Source organism: Candidatus Pantoea persica, from assembly GCF_013753875.1.
In the GTDB taxonomy this organism is placed as follows: Bacteria; Pseudomonadota; Gammaproteobacteria; order Enterobacterales; family Enterobacteriaceae; genus Pantoea; species Pantoea persica.
The window spans coordinates 15082-34241 of the sequence record NZ_SMDS01000021.1 but is presented as its reverse complement, the minus strand read 5'-3'; the positions used below and the strand labels follow the sequence as shown (position 1 = coordinate 34241).

9 protein-coding genes and 13 pseudogenes are annotated in these 19160 nt (G+C 60.4%); 11 read left to right on the top strand and 11 right to left on the bottom strand.

Annotation, left to right across the window (positions count from 1 at the left end; translation table 11 throughout):
- Positions 1 to 55: 55 nt before the first annotated feature.
- The 4 genes and pseudogenes from EIO60_RS13705 to EIO60_RS17320 form a co-directional block, all read right to left on the bottom strand.
- Positions 56 to 748 carry an alpha/beta fold hydrolase gene (locus tag EIO60_RS13705; RefSeq protein ID WP_258577119.1) on the bottom strand — a complete coding sequence of 231 codons (693 nt, stop codon included), beginning with the start codon at positions 746 to 748 and terminating at the stop codon, positions 56 to 58.
- Positions 749 to 881: 133 nt separating this feature from the next.
- Positions 882 to 1437, bottom strand: a pseudogene (locus EIO60_RS13700) (substrate-binding domain-containing protein); the annotation flags it as partial.
- Positions 1438 to 1602: 165 nt separating this feature from the next.
- Entirely contained in the window at positions 1603 to 2265 is a 663-nt protein-coding gene (locus EIO60_RS13695; RefSeq protein ID WP_508278755.1) for a dipeptidase, read from the bottom strand.
- 39 nt (positions 2266 to 2304) lie between these two features.
- Entirely contained in the window at positions 2305 to 2568 is a 264-nt protein-coding gene (locus tag EIO60_RS17320) for a hypothetical protein (RefSeq protein WP_508278754.1), read from the bottom strand.
- 189 nt (positions 2569 to 2757) lie between these two features.
- Here EIO60_RS17320 and EIO60_RS16920 point away from each other — a divergent pair, with 189 nt between their 5' ends.
- The 4 genes and pseudogenes from EIO60_RS16920 to EIO60_RS16245 all read left to right on the top strand — a co-directional run.
- Entirely contained in the window at positions 2758 to 2916 is a 159-nt protein-coding gene (locus EIO60_RS16920; protein WP_258577118.1) for a hypothetical protein, read from the top strand.
- Positions 2917 to 2958: 42 nt separating this feature from the next.
- A complete protein-coding gene (locus EIO60_RS16915; protein WP_258577117.1) occupies positions 2959 to 3318 on the top strand; it encodes an ABC transporter substrate-binding protein in 360 nt (119 codons plus the stop codon).
- 35 nt (positions 3319 to 3353) lie between these two features.
- Entirely contained in the window at positions 3354 to 4061 is a 708-nt protein-coding gene (locus EIO60_RS16910) for an ABC transporter substrate-binding protein (RefSeq protein WP_258577116.1), read from the top strand.
- Positions 4062 to 4078: 17 nt separating this feature from the next.
- Positions 4079 to 4297 (top strand): annotated as a pseudogene (locus EIO60_RS16245) (ABC transporter permease); the annotation flags it as partial.
- A gap of 52 nt (positions 4298 to 4349) precedes the next feature.
- On the opposite strand, the pseudogene EIO60_RS13670 reads toward EIO60_RS16245, so the two are convergent.
- From EIO60_RS13670 to mntP, 4 genes and pseudogenes are all read right to left on the bottom strand, one after another.
- Positions 4350 to 5219: pseudogene (locus EIO60_RS13670) on the bottom strand (ABC transporter ATP-binding protein); the annotation flags it as partial.
- 29 nt (positions 5220 to 5248) lie between these two features.
- Positions 5249 to 5701, bottom strand: a pseudogene (locus tag EIO60_RS13665) (enolase C-terminal domain-like protein); the annotation flags it as partial.
- Between the two features lie 65 nt (positions 5702 to 5766).
- Positions 5767 to 6624: pseudogene (locus tag EIO60_RS13660) on the bottom strand (N-acetyltransferase DgcN family protein).
- Between the two features lie 479 nt (positions 6625 to 7103).
- Positions 7104 to 7679: a manganese efflux pump MntP gene (gene mntP / locus EIO60_RS13655; RefSeq protein WP_258577115.1), complete on the bottom strand. Its 576-nt coding sequence runs from the start codon at positions 7677 to 7679 to the stop codon at positions 7104 to 7106.
- Positions 7680 to 7956: 277 nt separating this feature from the next.
- Here mntP and EIO60_RS13650 point away from each other — a divergent pair.
- The 3 pseudogenes from EIO60_RS13650 to EIO60_RS13640 all read left to right on the top strand — a co-directional run bounded on the left by EIO60_RS13650 (position 7957) and on the right by EIO60_RS13640 (position 12392).
- Positions 7957 to 8134: pseudogene (locus EIO60_RS13650) on the top strand (DUF1158 family protein).
- A gap of 517 nt (positions 8135 to 8651) precedes the next feature.
- Positions 8652 to 10160 (top strand): annotated as a pseudogene (locus tag EIO60_RS13645) (malate:quinone oxidoreductase).
- A 115-nt stretch (positions 10161 to 10275) separates the two neighbouring features.
- A pseudogene (locus EIO60_RS13640) lies at positions 10276 to 12392 on the top strand (phosphoketolase family protein).
- Here the strand turns inward: EIO60_RS13640 and EIO60_RS13635 are convergent.
- Positions 12389 to 12971: pseudogene (locus EIO60_RS13635) on the bottom strand (LysE family translocator). The pseudogenes EIO60_RS13640 and EIO60_RS13635 sit on opposite strands and share 4 nt — an antisense overlap.
- Before the next feature lie 152 nt (positions 12972 to 13123).
- Between EIO60_RS13635 and EIO60_RS13630 the strand changes: the two are divergent.
- Positions 13124 to 14477 (top strand): annotated as a pseudogene (locus tag EIO60_RS13630) (aminotransferase-like domain-containing protein).
- 26 nt (positions 14478 to 14503) lie between these two features.
- Here EIO60_RS13630 and EIO60_RS13625 read toward each other — a convergent pair.
- Positions 14504 to 15119: pseudogene (locus tag EIO60_RS13625) on the bottom strand (glutathione S-transferase family protein).
- 96 nt (positions 15120 to 15215) lie between these two features.
- Here EIO60_RS13625 and EIO60_RS13620 point away from each other — a divergent pair.
- Positions 15216 to 16064 (top strand): annotated as a pseudogene (locus EIO60_RS13620) (PhzF family protein).
- 28 nt (positions 16065 to 16092) lie between these two features.
- On the opposite strand, the gene EIO60_RS13615 reads toward EIO60_RS13620, so the two are convergent.
- Positions 16093 to 16851, bottom strand: a complete 759-nt coding sequence (locus EIO60_RS13615) for an SDR family NAD(P)-dependent oxidoreductase (protein WP_258577114.1) — start codon at positions 16849 to 16851, stop codon at positions 16093 to 16095.
- A gap of 160 nt (positions 16852 to 17011) precedes the next feature.
- Between EIO60_RS13615 and EIO60_RS13610 the strand changes: the two are divergent.
- Both EIO60_RS13610 and yhjD read left to right on the top strand, forming a co-directional pair.
- Positions 17012 to 17849, top strand: a pseudogene (locus tag EIO60_RS13610) (LysR family transcriptional regulator).
- 65 nt (positions 17850 to 17914) lie between these two features.
- Positions 17915 to 18931, top strand: a complete 1017-nt coding sequence (gene yhjD, locus EIO60_RS13605; protein ID WP_258577113.1) for an inner membrane protein YhjD — start codon at positions 17915 to 17917, stop codon at positions 18929 to 18931.
- Positions 18932 to 19160 lie beyond the last annotated feature (229 nt).

Sequence of the window (19160 nt, the reverse complement as noted above, 5' to 3'; positions counted from 1 at the left end):
CGAGCATCAGCCGGTCCTGACTAGGATCCTGCATGTGGTGCACCGCCAGACGCGGCTAGGCCGCCAGCAGCGCCGGCGCCACCGCTTTGTCCTGCTCGAAGCCCGCCTGCGCGTCGTCAGGATCGTTATGCGGCGAGCGCACCGGGCAGAGAAAGGTCTGCGGCAGCCAGGGCAAGCCCATGGCCGCAGTGAGATGGGTGAGCGCGCCGTTGGTGGAACCGATAAAGGCGGCGGGATAGTCGCGCTCCGGATATTCGCCCACCATCCATTCCGCAATCCCCTCCATGTCCAGATCGCCCGCCTGTGCCTCAGTGATCCCTTCCGCCATGCCGCCGATGGCGTAGCCCCACTCTTTCAGCCGGGTCGGCAGCCGGTTCAACGACGGCAGCAGGCGATCCAGCATTGGCGACTGGCTCGGGCTGTCGAAGGGTTTGTCATGCAGGGCATGGGCCAGCGCCATCAGCATGGTGGCGGCAGAGTCAAAGCGGGCAATGCCCTTCGGCGGTTTACTCATCCCGATTTTCCTGCTGAATACGCGCCACAAAGGGGCGGATGGCGTGGCAAAAACTCCACGGATAGACGTAGTGCCGCTGCGCAGCGTCAGCACCTTGCTGCGCGGCAGCAGTGTGCCCAGCTCCTCGACCCAGCGCGCGGGCGAAACTGCGTCGCGCGGGCCGCGCAGCAGCAGGGTGGGCGCCGTGATATAGGGCAGGCGATGTTCGATGCGGTCGTGCATCATCACGCGCATGGTTTTAAACGCGCGCTAGAGACCCGCCTTGGCGTAGTCGACGCGCGACAGCGACGCGGGCGAACGGTGGCGCTCAAGCCGGCCGTTGCGCCAGTCACGCCACGCCTGGCGCAGCAGGCTGTGCGCGTGGCGATCTCAGGTGTAACGTGGACTGCGGACTGCGGCCGGTCGCGCTGGCTGATCAGCATCACCTCGAACGGCAGCGGCTGCGTCACCGGCAGCAGCTTGAGCTGATCGGCGTAGCGGCAGGCGGTAAAGAGATCGACCACGTCGACGCCGCCGCCCGCCAGCACCATGTCGGCAATCACGGAATAGGTTTTGATCGAGAGCGAGACCGCCGGATAGAGCCGCTTGTCTTACGGCGCGCGATGCAGCACGCGGCCGAGCGGCTCCTCAGCCTGCATCAGCAGCAGGTTGTTGGCGCAGAGCCACGCCAGCGACACCGGCTCCTGTCGCGCCAGGTGAGGCGGCAGCAGCGCCACCATCGAAAAGTGAAACAGCGGCTCCGCCAGCAGATCCGCATCGACCTGCTGGCCGAACACCAGCGCGAAGTCGAGCTGGTCGTCGAGAATGCTGCGGCACAGGGGCAAGAAATGTTCGGTCACCAGCTCGACGTTGACCGCCGCCGCCTGCTGCCGGTAGCGCACCAGCGCGAGCGCCATCACCATCTGGCCGAAGGCGTGCGCCGCAGCTGATTGATCGCCTGCAGACAGTGGTCAATGGCCTGAAAGACTTCGATATGGCGCAGACGCATCGCTATTCGCCCCAGGTCGCTTCCAGCACGCGCAACCAGCTGCCGTAGCAGAGTTTATGCAGCAGCGCGGGCGCGTAGCCGCGCGCCGCCAGCGCCGCCGTCAGTAGCGGAAGTCGTCCGGCATGGTGGCGCCGTCGAGATCGGAGCCGAAACCGACACCATCTTCTCCTGCTTTGTCGAGAAGATACTCGACATGGCGGAAAATCTGATCAAGCGAGGTCGGCGCGTCGCGCCTGCCGTCTTCACGCAGGAAAGGCACGGCGAAGTTGAAGCCGACGAAGCCGCGCGTTTCGGCAATCGCCGCCAGCTGGCGATCGGTGAGGTTGCTCGACTGGACGCTAAGCGTGTGGGCATTCGAATGGCTCGCTACCAGCGACGCGTCACTGATGGCGGCGGTATGCCAGAAGCCTTTCTCATCCATATGGGAGAGATCAACCAGAATGCGGCGGCGATTGCAGTCGCGCACCAGCTGCTTGCCCGCCTCGGTCAGCCCGTTGCCGAGATCGGGCGACGAGGGATAGCGAAACGGCACGCCGTCGCCGCACTGATTCGGTCGGCTCCACAGCGGCCCGAGGCTGCGCAGGCCGCTGGCGTAAAACAGATCGAGCAGCTCGCCGTCACCGTCCAGCGCCTCCGCCCCTTCGATATGCATCACCACTGCCAGCGTATCGCTCGCCATACAGGCGCGAATATCGCGCATGCTGCGGCAAATTTTGATTTTTCCCTGCGACGCCTGCTCGATGCGCAACAGCAGCGCCAGCATGGAAAAGGTGGCGTCGCGCTAATGATTTCCTGAGGAAAATCAAGGGGGGTTTGGCGAGTTTCTTGCAGCGTCTTCCATCATCGTCGCGGCGACGGTGGGATGTGAAGGCCCCCAGACGGCGAAAATGCCGCCAGCCATCTTACCCTGGCGCAGACGCGGAAAATCGAGCTGACCCGACGCTGTGCCCTGCAAAAACGCGTTAACCGCATCGGCGCGGTGATGCTGCCACAGTCGGCACAGCAAATCGTTATGACCATCAAATTCCAGGACTGCGGGCCATGCCGCCTGGTGATTTTCCGACATCTTTTCCATCCGTCTGTAAAGGAGATCGCACAAAAGCGGCCCGCGAACGGCGCTGGCGCACTTAAAGTAGAGCACAGCGGTTTTGTGCAACCGGGAAGCGTTTATTAATCCTCCCGGCCCCGACACATGTCAAGACAAAAACGCGCAGATTATGAATTTTATATTAACTATCAATTGGTTGGATCTGATATGATCACCAAAAGAAGCTTTGTCGCAGGATGCAGCGCCGTGCCCTTTTTATCTTACCTCAGCCTGAACGTTGCCTCCGCCGCCACGCCGCCGAGTATGCTGGTGATGGAGATGCAGTTCGACAATATCACCAGTCTCGATCCCCATGAGAGCTTTTAGGCGACCGGCAGCCAGATCTGCGGCAACCTCTATCAGAAGCTGGTGCAGCCCGATCCGCAGCAGGCGGATAAAGTGATCGGCATGCTGGCAACCAGCTGGCAGGCCAACGCTGACAATACCGTTTTCACCTTTTATCTCGATCCGGCGGCGACCTTTGCCGACGGCACGCCGGTCACCGCGGAGGACGCGGCCTTTTCCCTTGAGCGCACCGTTAAGCTCGATAAAAGCCCGGCGTTTATCATCAACCAGTTCGGCTTCACCAAAGAGAACGTCACCGACAGGATTAAGGCGAAAAATGCCCATACGCTGGAGATGACGTTGGGCGCGCCCGCCTCTGAGTCGTTCCTGCTCTACTGCCTCTCCGCCACGGTCGGCAGCGTCGTATCGAAAGTAGCGACGTGACGCTGGTGAAGTAGCCGCTGTCGGCCATTATGCTGATGTCCTGCAATACCACGCATGAGACGCTGCAAAAGCCGCAGGTGTGGCAGGCGCTGAAGTGGGCCATCGACTACGACAGCATTCAGAAAAATATCCTGTCGCTGACCTACAACGTTCACCAAAGCTTTTTGCCCTCTGGCTTCCCGGCGGCGCTGGACGACGCCCCGTTTCACCGCGACGTGGCCAAAGCTAAGGCGCTGCTAGCGAAGGCGCGGGCTACCCGGACGGCTTTCGATATCACCCTCGAACACTACTCGATGCAGCCCTATCCCGATATCGCGCAGGCGATTCAGACCCAGCTCAGCACCATCGGCATTAAGGTGTCGCTGATCGCCTCGGAGAATCGGCAGGTGCTGACCAAGATGCACGCGCGTCAGCATCAGCTGGCGATCACCTCCTGGGGAGCGGACTACTTCGATCCCAACTCCAACACCGAGGCGTTCTATGTCAATACCGACAACAGCGCCGGCGCGCGCAACCACACCCTGGCATGGCGCTGCGGCTGGTCAGACGAAGAGTTTAACCAGCTCACCGCGCAGGCGCTGCACGAAAGCGACCCGACGCAGCGCCTCGCGCTTTATCAAAAAATCCAGCAGCTGCACCGCAAGAAAAGCCCGTTTATTTTTATGATGCAGCAGATCCAGACCACCGCCTACGCGAAAAACCTCACTGACGTGCATATGACCGTGCTGGAGCAGTGGCCCTAGCTGCAGGTGAAAAAAGCATGACGGGCGCGCTCAAACGTGGCGCCAGTACGTTGGGCAGCCTGCTGCTGACGCTGTTCGGCCTGACGGTGCTGACCTTTTTTATCGGGCGCGTGATGCCGACCGATCCGGTGCTGGCGACGGTCGGCGACAACGCGCCGCAGTCGGTGGTGGAGCACGTGCGCGCGGAAATGGGGCTGGATCAGCCGCTCTACTTGCAGTTCGGCCACTATATCTCAACCAGCTGCAGCGCACGGTGATATGCTGCGCGTCGCCCATCACATCGCCGCGCAGCAGCGGAAAGCGCTGGGGCCAGCGCTGGTCGCATATATCGCCCGGCTTCGGCACCGCCGCCAGCAGCGCGCAGGTATAGTCATGCTGCGGCGCGGCGAAAATCGCCTGCACCGGCCCCTGCTCAACCACGTTGCCGCGATACATCACCACCACGCGATCCGCGACTTCCGCCACCACGCCCATGTCATGGGGAATAAACAGCACCGCCATACGCTTTTCGTGCTGCAGCTCGCGCAGGATATGCAGAATGCGCGCCTGCACCGTCATGTCGAGCGCGGTGGTCGGCTCGTCCGCGATCAGCAGCTGCGGATCGCACGCCAGCGCCTGCGCAATCATCACGCGCTGTCGCATGCCGCCGGAGAACGCGTGCGGATAGCTTTTCATGACCCGATCGACGTCGGCGATGCGCACCTGGCGCAGCAGCGACCGGGCGCGGGCCTGCGCCTCGGCGCCGGAGCAGAGCTGATGGTCGCGCAGCGATTCGGTAAGCTGATCGTCTACGCGCAGCACCGGATTGAGCGAGGTCATTGGCTCCTGAAAAATCATCGCCATTTCGCGGCCGCACAGCCTGCGCCGCCGCTCGTCGCAGAGTTGGCTGAGATCGTGCGTTGTGCCGGCGCGGTCGCGAAAGCAGATCGCGCCGCCCAGCAGGCCCATGACCGCCAGCGAGGTCACCGATTTGCCCGAGCCGCTCTCGCCGACCACCGCCACGATTTCGCCTGGCTGAATGGCGAAGGAGACGTCGTGCAGCGCTTGATGCGCGCCGCTGCGCCCGCGAAAGCTGATGCTGAGGTGTTCTATCGCCAGCACCGGCTCGCCGTCCGGGTCAGCAACGCCAGCGGCGTCAGGCAGAGAAGTGTGCGTCATCGCGGCTTCCGTTGCGTTTACAGCCAGATTCAGCCTTGTGAACAGAAGAGAAAGGGCGAGCTGTCCGCCGCCAGCCAGATGGGGCCGTCGAGATCGACATGCTCCGCCTGTAGCGCGACCGGCAACGCCACCTCCATCGCCAGCGCCTCCGTCAGGCCGCCGCACTTGTCGAGCTTGATGTTGATCATCTCGTAGCGATCGCGCAGCGCGGCGATATCGCGCCGCGTGTGGCAGCTTTCGTCGGTGCAGAGCGGAATCGGATGGGCGATGTGTTGCAGAGCGGCATCCTCGCCCGCCGGCAGCGGCTGTTCGAGCATCACGACGCGGTAGGGCAGCAGCGCCGCGAACAGCGGCGGCAGCGCCAGCCCGCTCCACGCCTCGTTGGCGTCGACGATCAGCGTAGCGTCGGGCGCCGCGCGGCGAATAGCGGCCACCTTGTCGACGATCGCTTCGCGGTCGAGCTTGATTTTGAGCAGCGGTGCGGGTGCCGCGCGCAATGGCGAAGGGCCGCGGCAGCGTCAGCACTTCTGTCAGCATGCGGCGCATATCAGCCTCGCTCTTTCAGCAGCGCGGCAATCGCCTCAATACCGAAGCGCACCGGATCCGTCGCGGGCACGCCGAAGGTGTCGCTGAGCTGCGCGCAGTAGTCGCGCGCTTCCGCTTCGCTGAAGTTGAAGGTATTGATGGCGAAGCCCGCCAGCTGTGGGTTGTCGCTGGTGACCATCGCCGCGCGCAGGTTAGCTTCGACGCAGTCGGCCAGGCCGACCATCAGCTGGTGCGGCAGATGGCGCAGCCGGCGAGAGCGCCTCCGCCGCGCCGGCGATGGAATCGGCGACCACCGCGTTGATGGCGATGCCCGCGCCGGCGACCAGAATGCCGGTCTGCCCGGTGGCGCGAAAGTCCGCCTTCATGCCATGCTCACGCATGGCGGCTTCCAGCGCCAGCGAGGTGTACATTTTGCCGACGGAACAGTCTGTGCCGACGGTGAGCACGCGCTTGCCGCTGCGTTTTTTGCCGCTGCCCACGCTGAGCGTCGGCCGCATATGGCGAATATCGAACAGCGCGACGCCGTGCGCCTCTGCCAGCGCCGGCTCGTCCGCCAGGCGATGATGCAGGCCGCTGGCCACGTTCATGCCCGCGTTGATCGCCGCGGTCACGCTCTCAAGCCAGTGCTGCGGCAGATAGCCGCCCGCGTTGGCGGTGCCGAGTACAGCGTTTTTGCGCCGCGCGCCTTCGCCGTGGCAATATCCAGCTCTTCCAGGCCCAGGGAGACGGTGCAGTCGGGCAGGCGAATCTCGCCGACGCACTGTTCAGGCAGCCACACCTGGATGCCGCGCGCGGTTTTCGCCGCCAGCGGATCGGTGACGTCGCCGAGAAACAGCAGATAGGGGTAAGGAATCAGCATAATACGCTCTCTTTCAGACAGGGTTGAGGGGCTGAAGCGCACTATTTCACGCCAATAATGGCGCGACGAATGCTTGTTTAGTTGTCGGGTATAACCTGCGGCTATAGCGCAAGGCGGCGCTAATGGTAAAAGCGTAAACAGGCTGTACAGAGGGGATATCAGGGGAAAAGGTGGTAAGAAAAGCGTATGGCAGTGGTCATCACGGCGCGGTCTCTGGCCGCGGTGACCAGCGTGCGACGGCGTAGAGAAGGACTAAGGCGCGACGTCGCAGGGAAGATCAATACATGGCACCCGGTAGGCATATTTAAAGGTTTTGACATAAGCGCGGAAGACATATTTAACAAAGCGTTTCATGAGATACCCGTTTCAAAATTAGTTGAAGAAATGCAGCGAAAGTATAACTTCTGCCCATTTTGCAGGTAATGAATTTTGAGGTATATCACAAAAACCGCATTAATTTGCCTGAGACGACGTGCTCATCAGGCAAAGGGATGGAGATGCTGAAGAAGAATGGTCGAGCCGATAGCGATCAGCACCAAGCCGCCAAGTACTTCCGCCCACTTGCCCAGCACCGGACCCACCAGACGCCCCACCAGCACGCCGGTGGTCGCCATTACCGTTGTGGCCATGCCGATGGTCAGCGCGGTGGCGACGATATTGACCTGAAGAAAGGCGAGGCCCACGCCCACCGCCAGCGCGTCGATGCTGGTTGCCACTGCGGTCATCGCCAGCACGAGAAAGCCGTAGCTTTGCGGCGCTTCGCACGGCCCCGCCGTCGCCGTCTGGCGCAGACCCTGCATCATCATGCGGCCGCCGAGAAAAGCGAGCAGCGTAAACGCGACCCAGTGGTCCCAGGCCATGACATAGCGGCTGGCGGCCAGCCCGGCAGCCCAGCCGATCAGCGGCGTCAGCGCTTCAGTTGCTCCGAAAATCAGGCCGGTGCGCAGCGCTTCCCGGAAGCCGGGCCGGTGCAGCGCCGCGCCTTTGCTAAGCGCAGCGGCGAAGGCGTCCATCGACATGCCGAAAGCAAGGATCAGGGTTGCGATAAAAGTCATAACGGTCATAGTCAGGTCAAATAGCGGATGAAACGCACCTTTTAACCTGCTTTTTGTTCAGTCTGGTAAAAGTGCGCGCAGTCTAGCACGCATCCAGCCTGTTAAAAAGTCATTAAAATCAGTAATTTAATTATAGAAAATGCTATAAATTTTAACTTCCGCTATGTTTTACCGTAAAGCCGGTGGTAGTAAAGCCTTTTCTTCACTGCCTTACGGATCACTTTGCCCTGCGGTCGGGCGTCTCAGGAGTTGAACCTGGCAGGCTATTCCCGGAGACATAGCCGCGCCGATCACTGCGGAACCTACTTTCGGGCTGACCGTGGCGCGCAGCCTGACTCAGCACCTGCACCTGCAGGACATCAACCAGCTCTTATTTTTGCGTCTGGTTTCTGCTGTTGGGCGCGGTAGAGTTTTTTGTTATCCGCTTTATCTGGCGCCGCTGGTTCCGTAGCTAAACGTGGCGCCTGCCAGGCGCTGTCCGTTATGCCTGCGAAAGCAGGCCAAAAACACAAAAATGTAACATTACTTTTACAGAATCGGCTGAAAAGGTACGCGTTGGCAAAAATCCTTTATCGTCGCCCTGCATAATAATCGTTTTAAATCAGTAATTTATAAAGTTTGGCGATTTTCGCCTCGCTCCCTGCCCGGCACTGCCATTGTGCATTTACGCAACATAATCTTTGTTTAACCTGCTGAATTTTTGGTAAAAAATCTCTTATCACCGCGCCCCGCGATGAGTAATTCTTATGCTGAATCATTTCCGCATTTAAAAAATAAACAAATGTTTAAACCAGAGACGAGAATATTATATTCAACAGACAAAGCATAACGTGCAGTTAACCTACATCCCGCTTAAACGAACCTGAGTCTTAACCTTTGAGAAATAGCTCAACGCGCTTCTGAGAAGCGCGACTATTTCGCCTGCGAACCTATTGAGAATCAGTTCAACACAGAGAGAGGAGATCTCGCCTCATGTGCAATACAGTAGTAAACCTTACGCTCGCGATGAGCGCCATTGGCACGGAAAAACCGCAGATGTCCGAGCGTAACGACGTTGACGTGCTGCTGATCGGCGCGGGCGTGATGAGCGCGACGCTGGGCGCCTGGCTACAAGGAGCTGGAGGCGGACTAGACCGTCGAGATGGTCGAGCAGCTGGATAGCGTGGCGGAAGAGTCCTCTAACGGCTGGAACAACGCCGGTACCGGCCATGCCTCGCTGGCAGAGCTGAACTATACGCCGCAAAAGGCGGACGGCAGCATCGACATCACGAAAGCGGTGACGATCAACGAATTTTTCCAGATTTCCCGTCAGTTCCTCGCCTATCAGGTGCAGAAAGGCCACCTGCGCAAGCCGGAAACCTTTATCAACAGCACACCGCACATGAGTTTCGTATGGGACGACGAGAACATCACCTTCTTGCGCAAGCGTTATCAGGCGCTGCAAAAAAGCACGCTGTTCCGCGGCATGGCATATTCCGAAGATCCGCAGCATATTGCCGAGTGGATCCCGCTGGTGATGAAAGGGCGCGACCGCCAGCAAAAAGTGGCGGCGACCTAGACGGAGATGGGCACCGACGTCAACTTTGGCGAAGTTACCCGCTAGCTGATCGCCTCGCTGGAAAACAGCCGGGCTTTCGTCTGCGACTGCGTCAGGAAGTGCGCGATCTTAAGCGGTTGAACGACGGCCGCTGGCAGGCGACGCTGCATTTGCTGGCGACGGGCGAGACGCGCCTTCTAAAGGCGAAAAATATTTTTATCGGCGCGGGCGGCGCGGCGCTGCCGCTGCTGCAGAAAAGCGGCATTCCAGAGGTCGCCGGCTATGCAGGCTTCCCGGTTGGCGCGCCGCCGATGTCGGTGCCGCACGTCGACACCCGCGTGCTGGACGGCAAGCAGGTGCTGCTGTTCGGGCCGTTTGCCACCTTCTCTACCAAGTTCCTTAAGCAGGGTTCGCTGCTGGATATGTTTGGCTCGCTGAACGGCGGCAACCTGTTGCCAATGACGCAGGTCGGGCTGAAAAACTTCGATCTGGTGAAATACCTGGTCGATCAGGTGTTGCAGAGCGACGCCGACCGCACGGAGGCGCAGCCGGACGACTGGCGTCTGGTGACGGCGGGCCAGCGCGTGCAGATTATCAAGAAAGATGCCAAAGAGGGCGGCGTGCTGCGTCTCGGTACGGAAGTGGTCACCTCGCAGGACGGCACGATTTCCGCGCTGCTTGGCGCATCGCCGGGCGCCTCTACCGCCGCGCCGATTATGCTGGAGCTGATGGCGAAGGCCTGGCCGGAGCAGATGGCTTCCGTCGAGTGGCAGAGCCGCATCCGCGCCGTGGTGCCTTCGTGGGGCCGCAAGCTCAACGGTGACGTGGCGCTGACGGAGAAAGTGCTGGCGGATACCAGCCGCATCCTCAAGCTCGCCAACTCGCCGGTTATCCCAGGCGCGGCGAACGACGAAAGACGCGAAACCGCGCGACGTTGTCAGTGAGTAACGTATTTTGCTGAAAAAGCCTCGCAAAGGCGAGACTTTTTTTTTGCGCCCGTGGCGCCCGAGCCGGAAAGATGTTTACCTGTCACCGTTTCGCTAACCAGGAGAATGTCCGATGCCACAACCGACCGCCGCCAACGAGCTGCACTTACTGGATCGCTACTGGCGCGCCGCTAACGACCTTTCCGTCGGGAAGATCTACCTGATGGCGAACCCGCTGCTGCACGAGCCGCTGCAGCCAGAGCATATCAAGCCTCGCCTGCTCGGCCACTGGGGGGGCACGACGCCGGAGATTAACTTTATTTACGTTCACCTGAACCGCATCATCCGCCAGCGCGATGTCAACCTGATCTACGTTTGCGGCCCTGGACACGGCGGCCCCGGCATGGTGGCGAATACCTGGCTTGAAGGCAGCTACAGCGAAATCTACCCTCACGTCAGCGAAGATGCCGAAGGGATGCAGCGGCTGTTTAAACAGTTCTCTTTTCCCGGCGGCATTCCCAGCCACGCGGCGCCGGAAACGCCGGGATCGATCAACGAAGGGGGCGAGCAGGGCTACTCGCTGTCGCACGCCTTTGACGCGGCACTCGATCATTCGGATCTGATCGTACCCTACGTGATCGGCGACGGCGAAGCGGAAACCGGCCCGCTGGCGGCAAGCTGGCACGGCATTAAGTTCCTTAACCCGGTGCGCGACGGCGCGGTGCTGCCGATTCTGCACCTGAACGGCTACAAGATCGCCAACCCCACCATTCTGGGCCGCGCCAGCGACGACGATCTGCACCAGCTGTTCAGCGGCTACGGCGATGAGCCGCTGTTTGTCAGCGGCCACGAGCCGGAGGATCTGTTTGACGCGCAAGGCCGTCTGAAACCAGAACTGCGCGCGCTGGCGCCGCAGGGCGATAAGCGCATGGGCGCCTCGCCCTACGCCAACGGCGGCCTGCTGCACTGCGAGCTGGATACGCCCGATATCTGCGACTTCGCCTTCGACGTCAAAGAGCCGGGTTCGCAGCTGGCGCAGGCCACCGAACAGTTTGGCCGCTACCTGACGGCGATATTTGAACGCAACCAAGATAATTTCCGGCTGTTCGGCCCGGACGAAACCGCCTCGAACCGGCTGTCGCCAGTGTTTGACGTCACCAGCCGCACCTGGCTGGAGCCGATCAAATCCTATGACGAGCAAGCTGGCGCCGATGGTCGGGTAATAGAAATCCTCAGTGAACATCAGTGCCAGGGCTGGCTGGAAGGCTATCTGCTGACTGGCCGCCACGGCCTGTTCAACTGCTATGAAGCCTTTATCCATATCGTCGATTCGATGTTTAACCAGCACGTCAAATGGCTGAAGGTGACGCGCAAGCTGGGCTGGCGCAAGCCGGTGGCATCGCTTAACTATCTACTCTCGTCGCACGTCTGGCTTAAGGATCACAACGGCTACAGCCATCAGGATCCCGGCTTTATGGATCACGTCGCCAATAAAAAGGCGGATATCGTGCGCATTTATCTGCCGCCGGACGCCAATACCCTATTCTGGGTCGGCGACCACTGTTTACGCACCTGGGATCGCATCAACGTAATTGTGGCGGGTAAGCAGCCGTCGGCGCAGTGGCTGGATATGGAGAGCGCCATCGCGCACTGCGAAGCGGGCATGGGCAAATGGCGCTGGGCCGGCACCACGCCGCAGGGCGAGGAGCCGGACGTGGTGATGGCGTGCGCCGGCGACGTACCGATGCTGGAGACGCTGGCGGCGGTGGATCTGCTGCGCGACTACCTGCCCAATCTGCGCATCCGCGTGGTCAACATGGTGAATTTGATGGCGCTGCAGACGCAGGAGCAGCATCCCCACGGCAAAAGCGAGGAGGAGTTCGACGCGCTGTTCACCCTCGACAAGCCGGTGATCTTCGCCTTCCACGGCTACCCGACGCTAGTGCATCGTCTGACCTACCAGCGCAACAACCACCGTAACTTCCACGTGCGCGGCTTTAACGAAGAAGGCACCACCACCACGCCGTCCGATATGACGGTGCTTAACGAGCTGGACCGCTACCATCTGGCGCAGGAGGCGATTCTGCGCGTGTCGGGGCTGGCGGAGCAGTATCCAGAACTGCTCGACGACCTGCACTGCAGGAGCGCATCGGCGAGCATTATCGCTACGTGCGCGAATATGGCGAAGACGTACCGGAAGTGCGCAACTGGAAATGGCCGTCGCAGACCGGCGAGGGCGCGCCGGACTAGCGCAGCGCCTCCAGCAGCATCCACACCGTGGTGGCGATCAGGGAGAGCGCCATCACGGCTGTTGAAGAGCTGGCGCTTCCACGCTGTCTGCAGGTGCGTTCCCAGCCGATCGCCCAGCGCCGCACAGATCAGGATGCAGGGCAAATTCACCAGCGCGAAGCCGAGCATTACCGGCAGCAAACCGCTTTGCGCGCTCCACAGCAGCGCCACGTTGCTCGCCATCAGCCAGGCTTTGGGATTCAGCGTCTGAAAGCCGACCGCGCCCGCTATCGACATCGGCTGCGCTTTTTCCCGCCGCGACGGGGCGACGGGGCGCCACAGCTTCCACGACAGCCAGGGCAGATAGGCGCAGCCCGCCAGCGTCAACGGCACCCTAACCGCGCTAATCCAGCTCAGCAGCCACTCCAGCACCAGTACCGCCAGCGCGGTTTGCAGCAGGCAGTCGAGCAGCACGCCGGCGATCACCGGCAGCGTGCGGTGTAGGCCGAAGTTCACGCCGGAGGTGGCCAGCAGCAGGTTATTGGGGCCTGGGGTAATCGACATCACGGTGACGTAGCTGAAAAAAGAGGGATCGAGCATCACGGCGTTCTCGCAGAGGAAAGTGTTTACTCATGCTAGAGCCTGCGAAGTTCTGGTAACAGAGACACAAAAACACTATTGTCATGGTTACAGTTTATCTTTTCGACAATTGTACCCATGACCTGCGGAGGCTTTTGTGTCCCTTACTTCGTCTGGCGATCGGCCTCTCTATCACTCACCAGCTTGCCGACAGCCTCGCGGCGGCGATCCATAGGGGCACGCTAAAGCCCGGCAAGCGGCTGCCCGCCATCCGCCGCGTCGCGCAAACGCATCAGATCAGAATCAATACCGTGCTCAATGCCTAGCAGATGCTGGAAGATCGCGGCCTGATCTAAGCACGGCCGCAGTCAGGCTACTATGTGCGCAGCGTGCTGCACGCCGTCACGCCTGCCGAGCCGCAACGCGCGCGCATCAAAGACCACAGCAGTGAAAAGCTCGCTCTGATCGAGCAGGTATTTGCCGCGTAGAACCATCCCGACTACGTCAATATTTCGCTCGCCTGTCCGCAGGATGGCGAACTGTATCCCTCGGCGCGACTGAGCCGCATTACCGCCTCGCTGCTGCGGCGCGATCTCTACCTAATCGGACGCTATGCGCTGCCGCCAGGTAGTGAGCGCTTACGGGAGGAGATTGCGCGCCGCGCGCTGCACGCCGGCGTCTCGCTGACCAGCGAGCAGATTACCCTGACCCACGGCTGTATGGAGGCGCTACAGCTGGCACTGCGCGCCGTTACCTGGCCCGGCGACTGCGTTGGCCAGGAGTCGCCGACCTACTTTTTCCTGTTTCCACTGCTGGCGTCGCTGGGGTTGAAGGCGCTGGAAACCCCTACCGATCCGCAGCATGGCCTGTCGCTCGACGCGCTGGAGATGCTGCTGCAGGAGCAGCGCATTCAGGCGCTGATCGCCATGCCGAGCGCGCAGAATCCGCTGGGCTACTGCATGTCGCGGCAGAACAAGCAGCGGCTGGCGAAGCTAGTGAATACTTACAAGGTTCCGCTGCTGGAGGATGGGCTGTATGACGAGCTGCAGTTCGACTGGCAGCTCTCGCCTGCAGTGAAGTCGTTCGACAGCGACGGCTGGGTGATTTACTGCACCAGCTTCACCAAAACGGTGGCGCCCGATTTCCGTATCGGCCGGATCGCGGCTGCTGTCGGAAACCCTGGCGGAGTTTCTCGCCAGCGGCGGCTACGATCACCATTTGCGCACGCTGCGCCGCCGCTACTCCGCCAATATGGACGAGGCGCGCGGTTTGATCGCCCGCTATTTTCCGCAGGGCACGCGCGCAACGCTGCCGCGCGGCGGCTTTGTATTCTGGGTTGAACTGCCGGAGAAAGTCGATACGCTGGCGATGTTCCATCGGCTACTGCAGGAGCAGATTTGCGTGACGCCCGGCGCGCTCTACTCGCTGAGCGAGCGCTATAACCATGCTCTACGCCTCTCCTGCTGCTATCCCTTTGACGACCGCTACAGCTGGGCGCTGAAGCGCGCCGGTGCCGTCGCCTGCTAGCTGGCAGCACTGCCGCCCGGACACGATCAGGGTTTGCCGTTGCGGCCCCAGACGGTGTAGGGATGACCTTCCGTCAGGCGCTCGTAGTAGTGACGCACCGCGGGCAGCGTGGGATGATCCAGCGAGGTTTCAAACCAGCGGTTCACCGCCAGCCCGACGCCGATATCTGCCAGGGTAAAGTTGCGGCCTGCGACGTAGGTGCCCGGTTTTCTCCAACTGCTGGTTGAGAATGCCCATGGTGTGCGACCAGCCCTTGCAGGCCACCGCCAGCAGGCGCGGATCCTGATGCGGGGGGAGTTGCGCACCAGCGACATATAGACGTAGCGCCACGAGGTATTCATCTCGGTGGACTGCCAGTCCATCCACTGATCGATGGGCGCACGGATTTTGCGGGTAGAGCCAGTCGCCCTCATAGGCGTTGGCCAAGTAGCGCAGGATGGCGTTCAATTCCCACATCACAAGATCGTCGTCGATCAGGACGGGAATCCTCGCATTGGGGTTGAGCGCCAGGAACTCCGCTTTGTGCAGGGAGTCTGGCGCAACGCCCCACTCTTCGAGCTCGAATTCGAGATCCAGTTCGTCACACAGCCAGAGCACTTTGCGCACGTTGATTGACGAATCGCGCCCAAGAATTTTCAGCATAACGGTCTCCTGCGGGGATTGTTAACATATTGATAACCCTATCGCGGAATAAACGCAAATGCCGCAGGCGGAGTTTCTCTGATGAAAGGAGCATACATGAAAGTCGTGTTTAAGCAGGTCGATGTGTTTACCTCGTCAGCCTTTAACGGCAATCCGCTGGCGGTCATTATGGATGCGCAGGGGCTGAGCGATGAGCAGCTGCTGGCCATCGCCCGCTGGACCAATCTATCGGAAACCACCTTTGTGCTGCCGCAGCAGCATCCCGAGGCCGACTAACGAGTGCGCATTTTTACCGTAGAGGGCGAGCTGCCGTTTGCCGGACATCCCACGCTGGACACGGCGCACGCGTTGCTGGAGGCGGGTTGGCCGCTGAAAAACCCCGGCAGCATCGTGCAGGAGTGTAGCGTCGGCAACATAACGGTACGCATCGGCGCGGAAGGCTCGCTGGCATTTGCCGCGCCGCAGGCGACCATCACGCCTTTTACCGATGCGCTGATGAGCAATGCGCTGAGCAGCGGCGCCTTTGACACTACGCAGACGCCGGTAGTAGTGGACATGGGCATCCGCTTTTTACTAGTGCCGATGATCAGCGGCGACGCCGTGCTGGCAATCAAGCCGGTGGTCAGCGATTTGCAGCGCCTGCTGGCCCATGCGGGCGTCACCGGCGTAATGCCGTTCGGTCCGCTGCCCGACGGCGCAGGCGAGCAGTATGAGGTGCGCGGCCTGCTGGTGGAGCACGGCAGCCTGACGGAAGATCCCATCACCGGCAGCGCCAACGCCTGTCTGGCGCGCTACTTTGCCGCCCAGGGTCAGCACCGCAATTACCGCGCCCGTCAGGGCACGGTAATTCAGCGGCAGGGACGGATCGAGGTGCGCTATGAGGGCGACACCATCTGGATTGGCGGCAAAACCGTGACGGTCATTGACGGCACTATTGCGCTGTAGGCAAAGCAAGCACTCACCTGCTGGCTTTTTACAGCGCCTGGCCGCCTGACGCCTCGATGCGCTGGGCGTTGATCCCGCCGGTTTCATCGCTCAGAATAGCGCTGATGGCGTCGCCGATATCGTCCGGCTGGCCAACGCGTCCCAGCGCGGTAATCGCCGCAATGGTGTCGTTGATCTCCTTGTTATCGCGCACGCGACCGCCTCCGAAGTCGGTCTCGATGGCGCTCGGCGCCAGGATATTAACGCGAATGCGGCGCTCTCCCAGCTCTTTCGCCTGGTAGCGCGTCAGCAACTCCATCGCACCCTTCATCGAGGCGTAGGTGCTGGAGCCGGGATAGGTCATGCGCGTCAGCCCGCTGGAGATATTCAGGATGCGCCCGCCGTCGTTGATCAGCGGCAGCAGCTTCTGGGTCAGAAAGTAGGGCCCTTTAAAAGGGACAGCAACCAGCGCGTCGAACTCCTCTTCGGTGGTCTCGCTGAACGGCTTATAGTGGCCGTGACCGGCGTTGTTCACTAAATAATCAAAGCGGTCGCGCTGCCACCCTTTTTCCAGCGCCACTTTGACCTGCGCGACAAAGCCGTCGAACTGGCGACTGTCGCCGACATCCAGACGCAGCGCCACCGCGCGGCGGCCCAGCGCCTCAATTTCCTTCACCACCGCCTGCGTCTCTTCTTCGTGACTGCAGTAGGTAAAGAGGATATGCGTGCCCTTCTGCGCCAGTTTTAACGCAGCATTCTTGCCTAAACCGCGGTTTGCGCCTGTGATCACTGCAATTTTATTACTCATGTTTCTTACTTGTTGCAAAATTGAACACCTTTGCAGGATATGCTTTAAAAACTGATCTATAAACGCAGTGGAATACGCAGCCCTGTTTCATTTACAACAACAATCGGTGCACAACATGGACAAAATTCACGCAATGTAGTTTTTTGTGCGGGTGGCGAAAATGGACAGTTTCATCCGCGCGGCAGAGAGTGTATGCCTGCCGAAAGGCAGCGTGTCGCGTCAGCTACAGGCGCTGGAGAATCAGATGGGCACACGGCTGCTGCATCGCACCACGCGCCGCGTTCAGCTTACCCAGGATGGGCTGGTCTACTACGATCGCTGTCTCGATCTGCTATCGATGATCGACGATATGGAAGGCCTGTTTCAGCACAATCCCGCCACCCTCAGCGGCAAGCTGCGCGTCGATATGTCCGTCGCGATGGCGACCAATTTTATCCTGCCGCGCCTGCCGGAGTTTTTTCAGCACTGTCCCGGCGTAGAGATCGAGCTGAGCAGCAGCGACCGCATGGTGGATGTGATCCGCGAAGGCTTTGTGACTGTGTGATCCGCGTGGACGAGCTGAAAGACTCCGGCCTGATTGCGCGCAAAATCGGCACCTATACCTTGATCAACTGCGCCAGCCCTAGCTACCTTTCTCGCTTCGGCATGCCGACGCGGCTGGAAGATCTCTCCTCGCACGCCGTGGTGCACTACTCGCAGCGCTCGGCCAGCCGTCGCTCGGCTTTGAATATTTCGACGGCAAGCAGTGCCACTACGTGCAGACCGGCGGCGTGGTGACGGTCAATAGCACCGGAACCTATCGCGCCGCCTGTCTGGCCGGACTGGGCATTATCCAGGTGCCGGCGATAGGCATCCAGCTGCTGCTGGAGTCGGGCCAGCTGGTGAAGGTACTGCATCACTTTCCCGCCAAGCCGATGCCGATTTCTCTGCTCAATCCCCACCGGCGCGACGTAGCGCGCCGCGTGCGGGTGTTTATGGAGTGGCTGAGTCAGGTGTAGCAGGAGTATGTCACCTGAATGGCTATAATTGCTTTTTCATGTTAAAAGCAGGATGATCACGGTCTATGACGGACAAACAGGAAACTTCGATTCACGCCGACGCGCCCAAGCCGCTGATTGACATTCACACCGGCAACAAAACCGTCGACGGCTCTATCCATCGCGTATCGCGCTTTGCCGCCTGGTTTCAGGCGATTCCAGCGGTGGCGCATTTTATTTGCGCGCTGGAGCGCTTTAACGATCGCCTCGGCAGCCAGTTCGGCGCGGCCATTACCTATTTCTCATTTTTGTCGCTGATCCCGATTTTGATGGTGTCGTTCGCCGCCGTCGGCTTTGTGCTGGCGTCGAACCAGGATCTGCTGTCGGAGCTGATCATCAAGATCGTCAACAGCATTAGCGATCCCACGCTCGCCACCACATTGAAAAATACCGTGAATACCGCCATTCAGCAGCGCGCCACCGTCGGCATCACCGGTCTGCTACTGGCGCTCTACTCCGGCATCAACTGGATGGGCAACCTGCGTGAAGCGGTGCGCGCGCAATCGCGCGACGTTTGGGAGCGAAAGTCGGACGATCAGGAGAAGTTCTGGAAAAAATATCTGAGCGACCTGCTGTCGCTAATTGGCCTGATGCTGGCGCTGGTGATCACCCTGTCGCTGACCTCTATCGCCGGCGCGGCGCAAACGGCGATCGTCAACGCGCTGGGGCTGGGGGACATCGAATGGCTGCGTCCGGCGATGACCATCATTGCGCTCGCCATTTCGATCGCGGCCAACTATATGCTGTTTTTGTGGATTTTCTGGATACTGCCGCGCCACAAGCCGCGCAAGAAGGCGCTGTTGCGCGGCACGCTGCTGGCGGCCATCGGCTTCGAGGTGATTAAGTTTATCATGACGCTGACGCTGCCGAAGTTGGCCTCCTCGCCTTCCGGCGCCGCCTTCGGCTCCGTGCTGGGCCTGATGGCGTTCTTCTACTTTTTTGCTCACCTGACGCTGTTTTGCGCCGCCTGGATCGCCACCGCGAAATATAAAGACGATCCGCAACTGCCGGAAGGCGGCCGCGCTTCCCATCGCCGCGCGTGATAAAGGGCGAAGGATAGCGAAAAATTTTCCCTTTGGCTATTTAATGTGCAATCTGCAGGATGAATAGCTGAAGCGTCACTTTTATTTGCCATTTTTATAGAGATTCCCGCTGCAAAATGCGGGCTTATCCCTGCCTTAATCCACATATTCCTTTTCAGCGTACATTATCCACTTTTTCGCCGACAAAGCCTGTTCTGGCGCGGGTTTTCGCCGTTGAATGGCGCATCGC

Bases quoted from the DNA above. Each gene is read 5' to 3' on its own strand.
- EIO60_RS16920 (WP_258577118.1), top strand. From the start codon at position 2,758: ATGATCACCAAAAGAAGCTTTGTCGCAGGATGCAGCGCCGTGCCCTTT.
- EIO60_RS16910 (WP_258577116.1), top strand. From the start codon at position 3,354: ATGTCCTGCAATACCACGCATGAGACGCTGCAAAAGCCGCAGGTGTGG.
- EIO60_RS17320 (WP_508278754.1), bottom strand. From the start codon at position 2,568: ATGTCGGAAAATCACCAGGCGGCATGGCCCGCAGTCCTGGAATTTGAT.
- EIO60_RS13705 (WP_258577119.1), bottom strand. From the start codon at position 748: ATGCGCGTGATGATGCACGACCGCATCGAACATCGCCTGCCCTATATC.
- mntP (WP_258577115.1), bottom strand. From the start codon at position 7,679: ATGACTTTTATCGCAACCCTGATCCTTGCTTTCGGCATGTCGATGGAC.
- EIO60_RS13695 (WP_508278755.1), bottom strand. From the start codon at position 2,265: ATGCTGGCGCTGCTGTTGCGCATCGAGCAGGCGTCGCAGGGAAAAATC.
- EIO60_RS13615 (WP_258577114.1), bottom strand. From the start codon at position 16,851: ATGAGTAATAAAATTGCAGTGATCACAGGCGCAAACCGCGGTTTAGGC.
- yhjD (WP_258577113.1), top strand. From the start codon at position 17,915: ATGACGGACAAACAGGAAACTTCGATTCACGCCGACGCGCCCAAGCCG.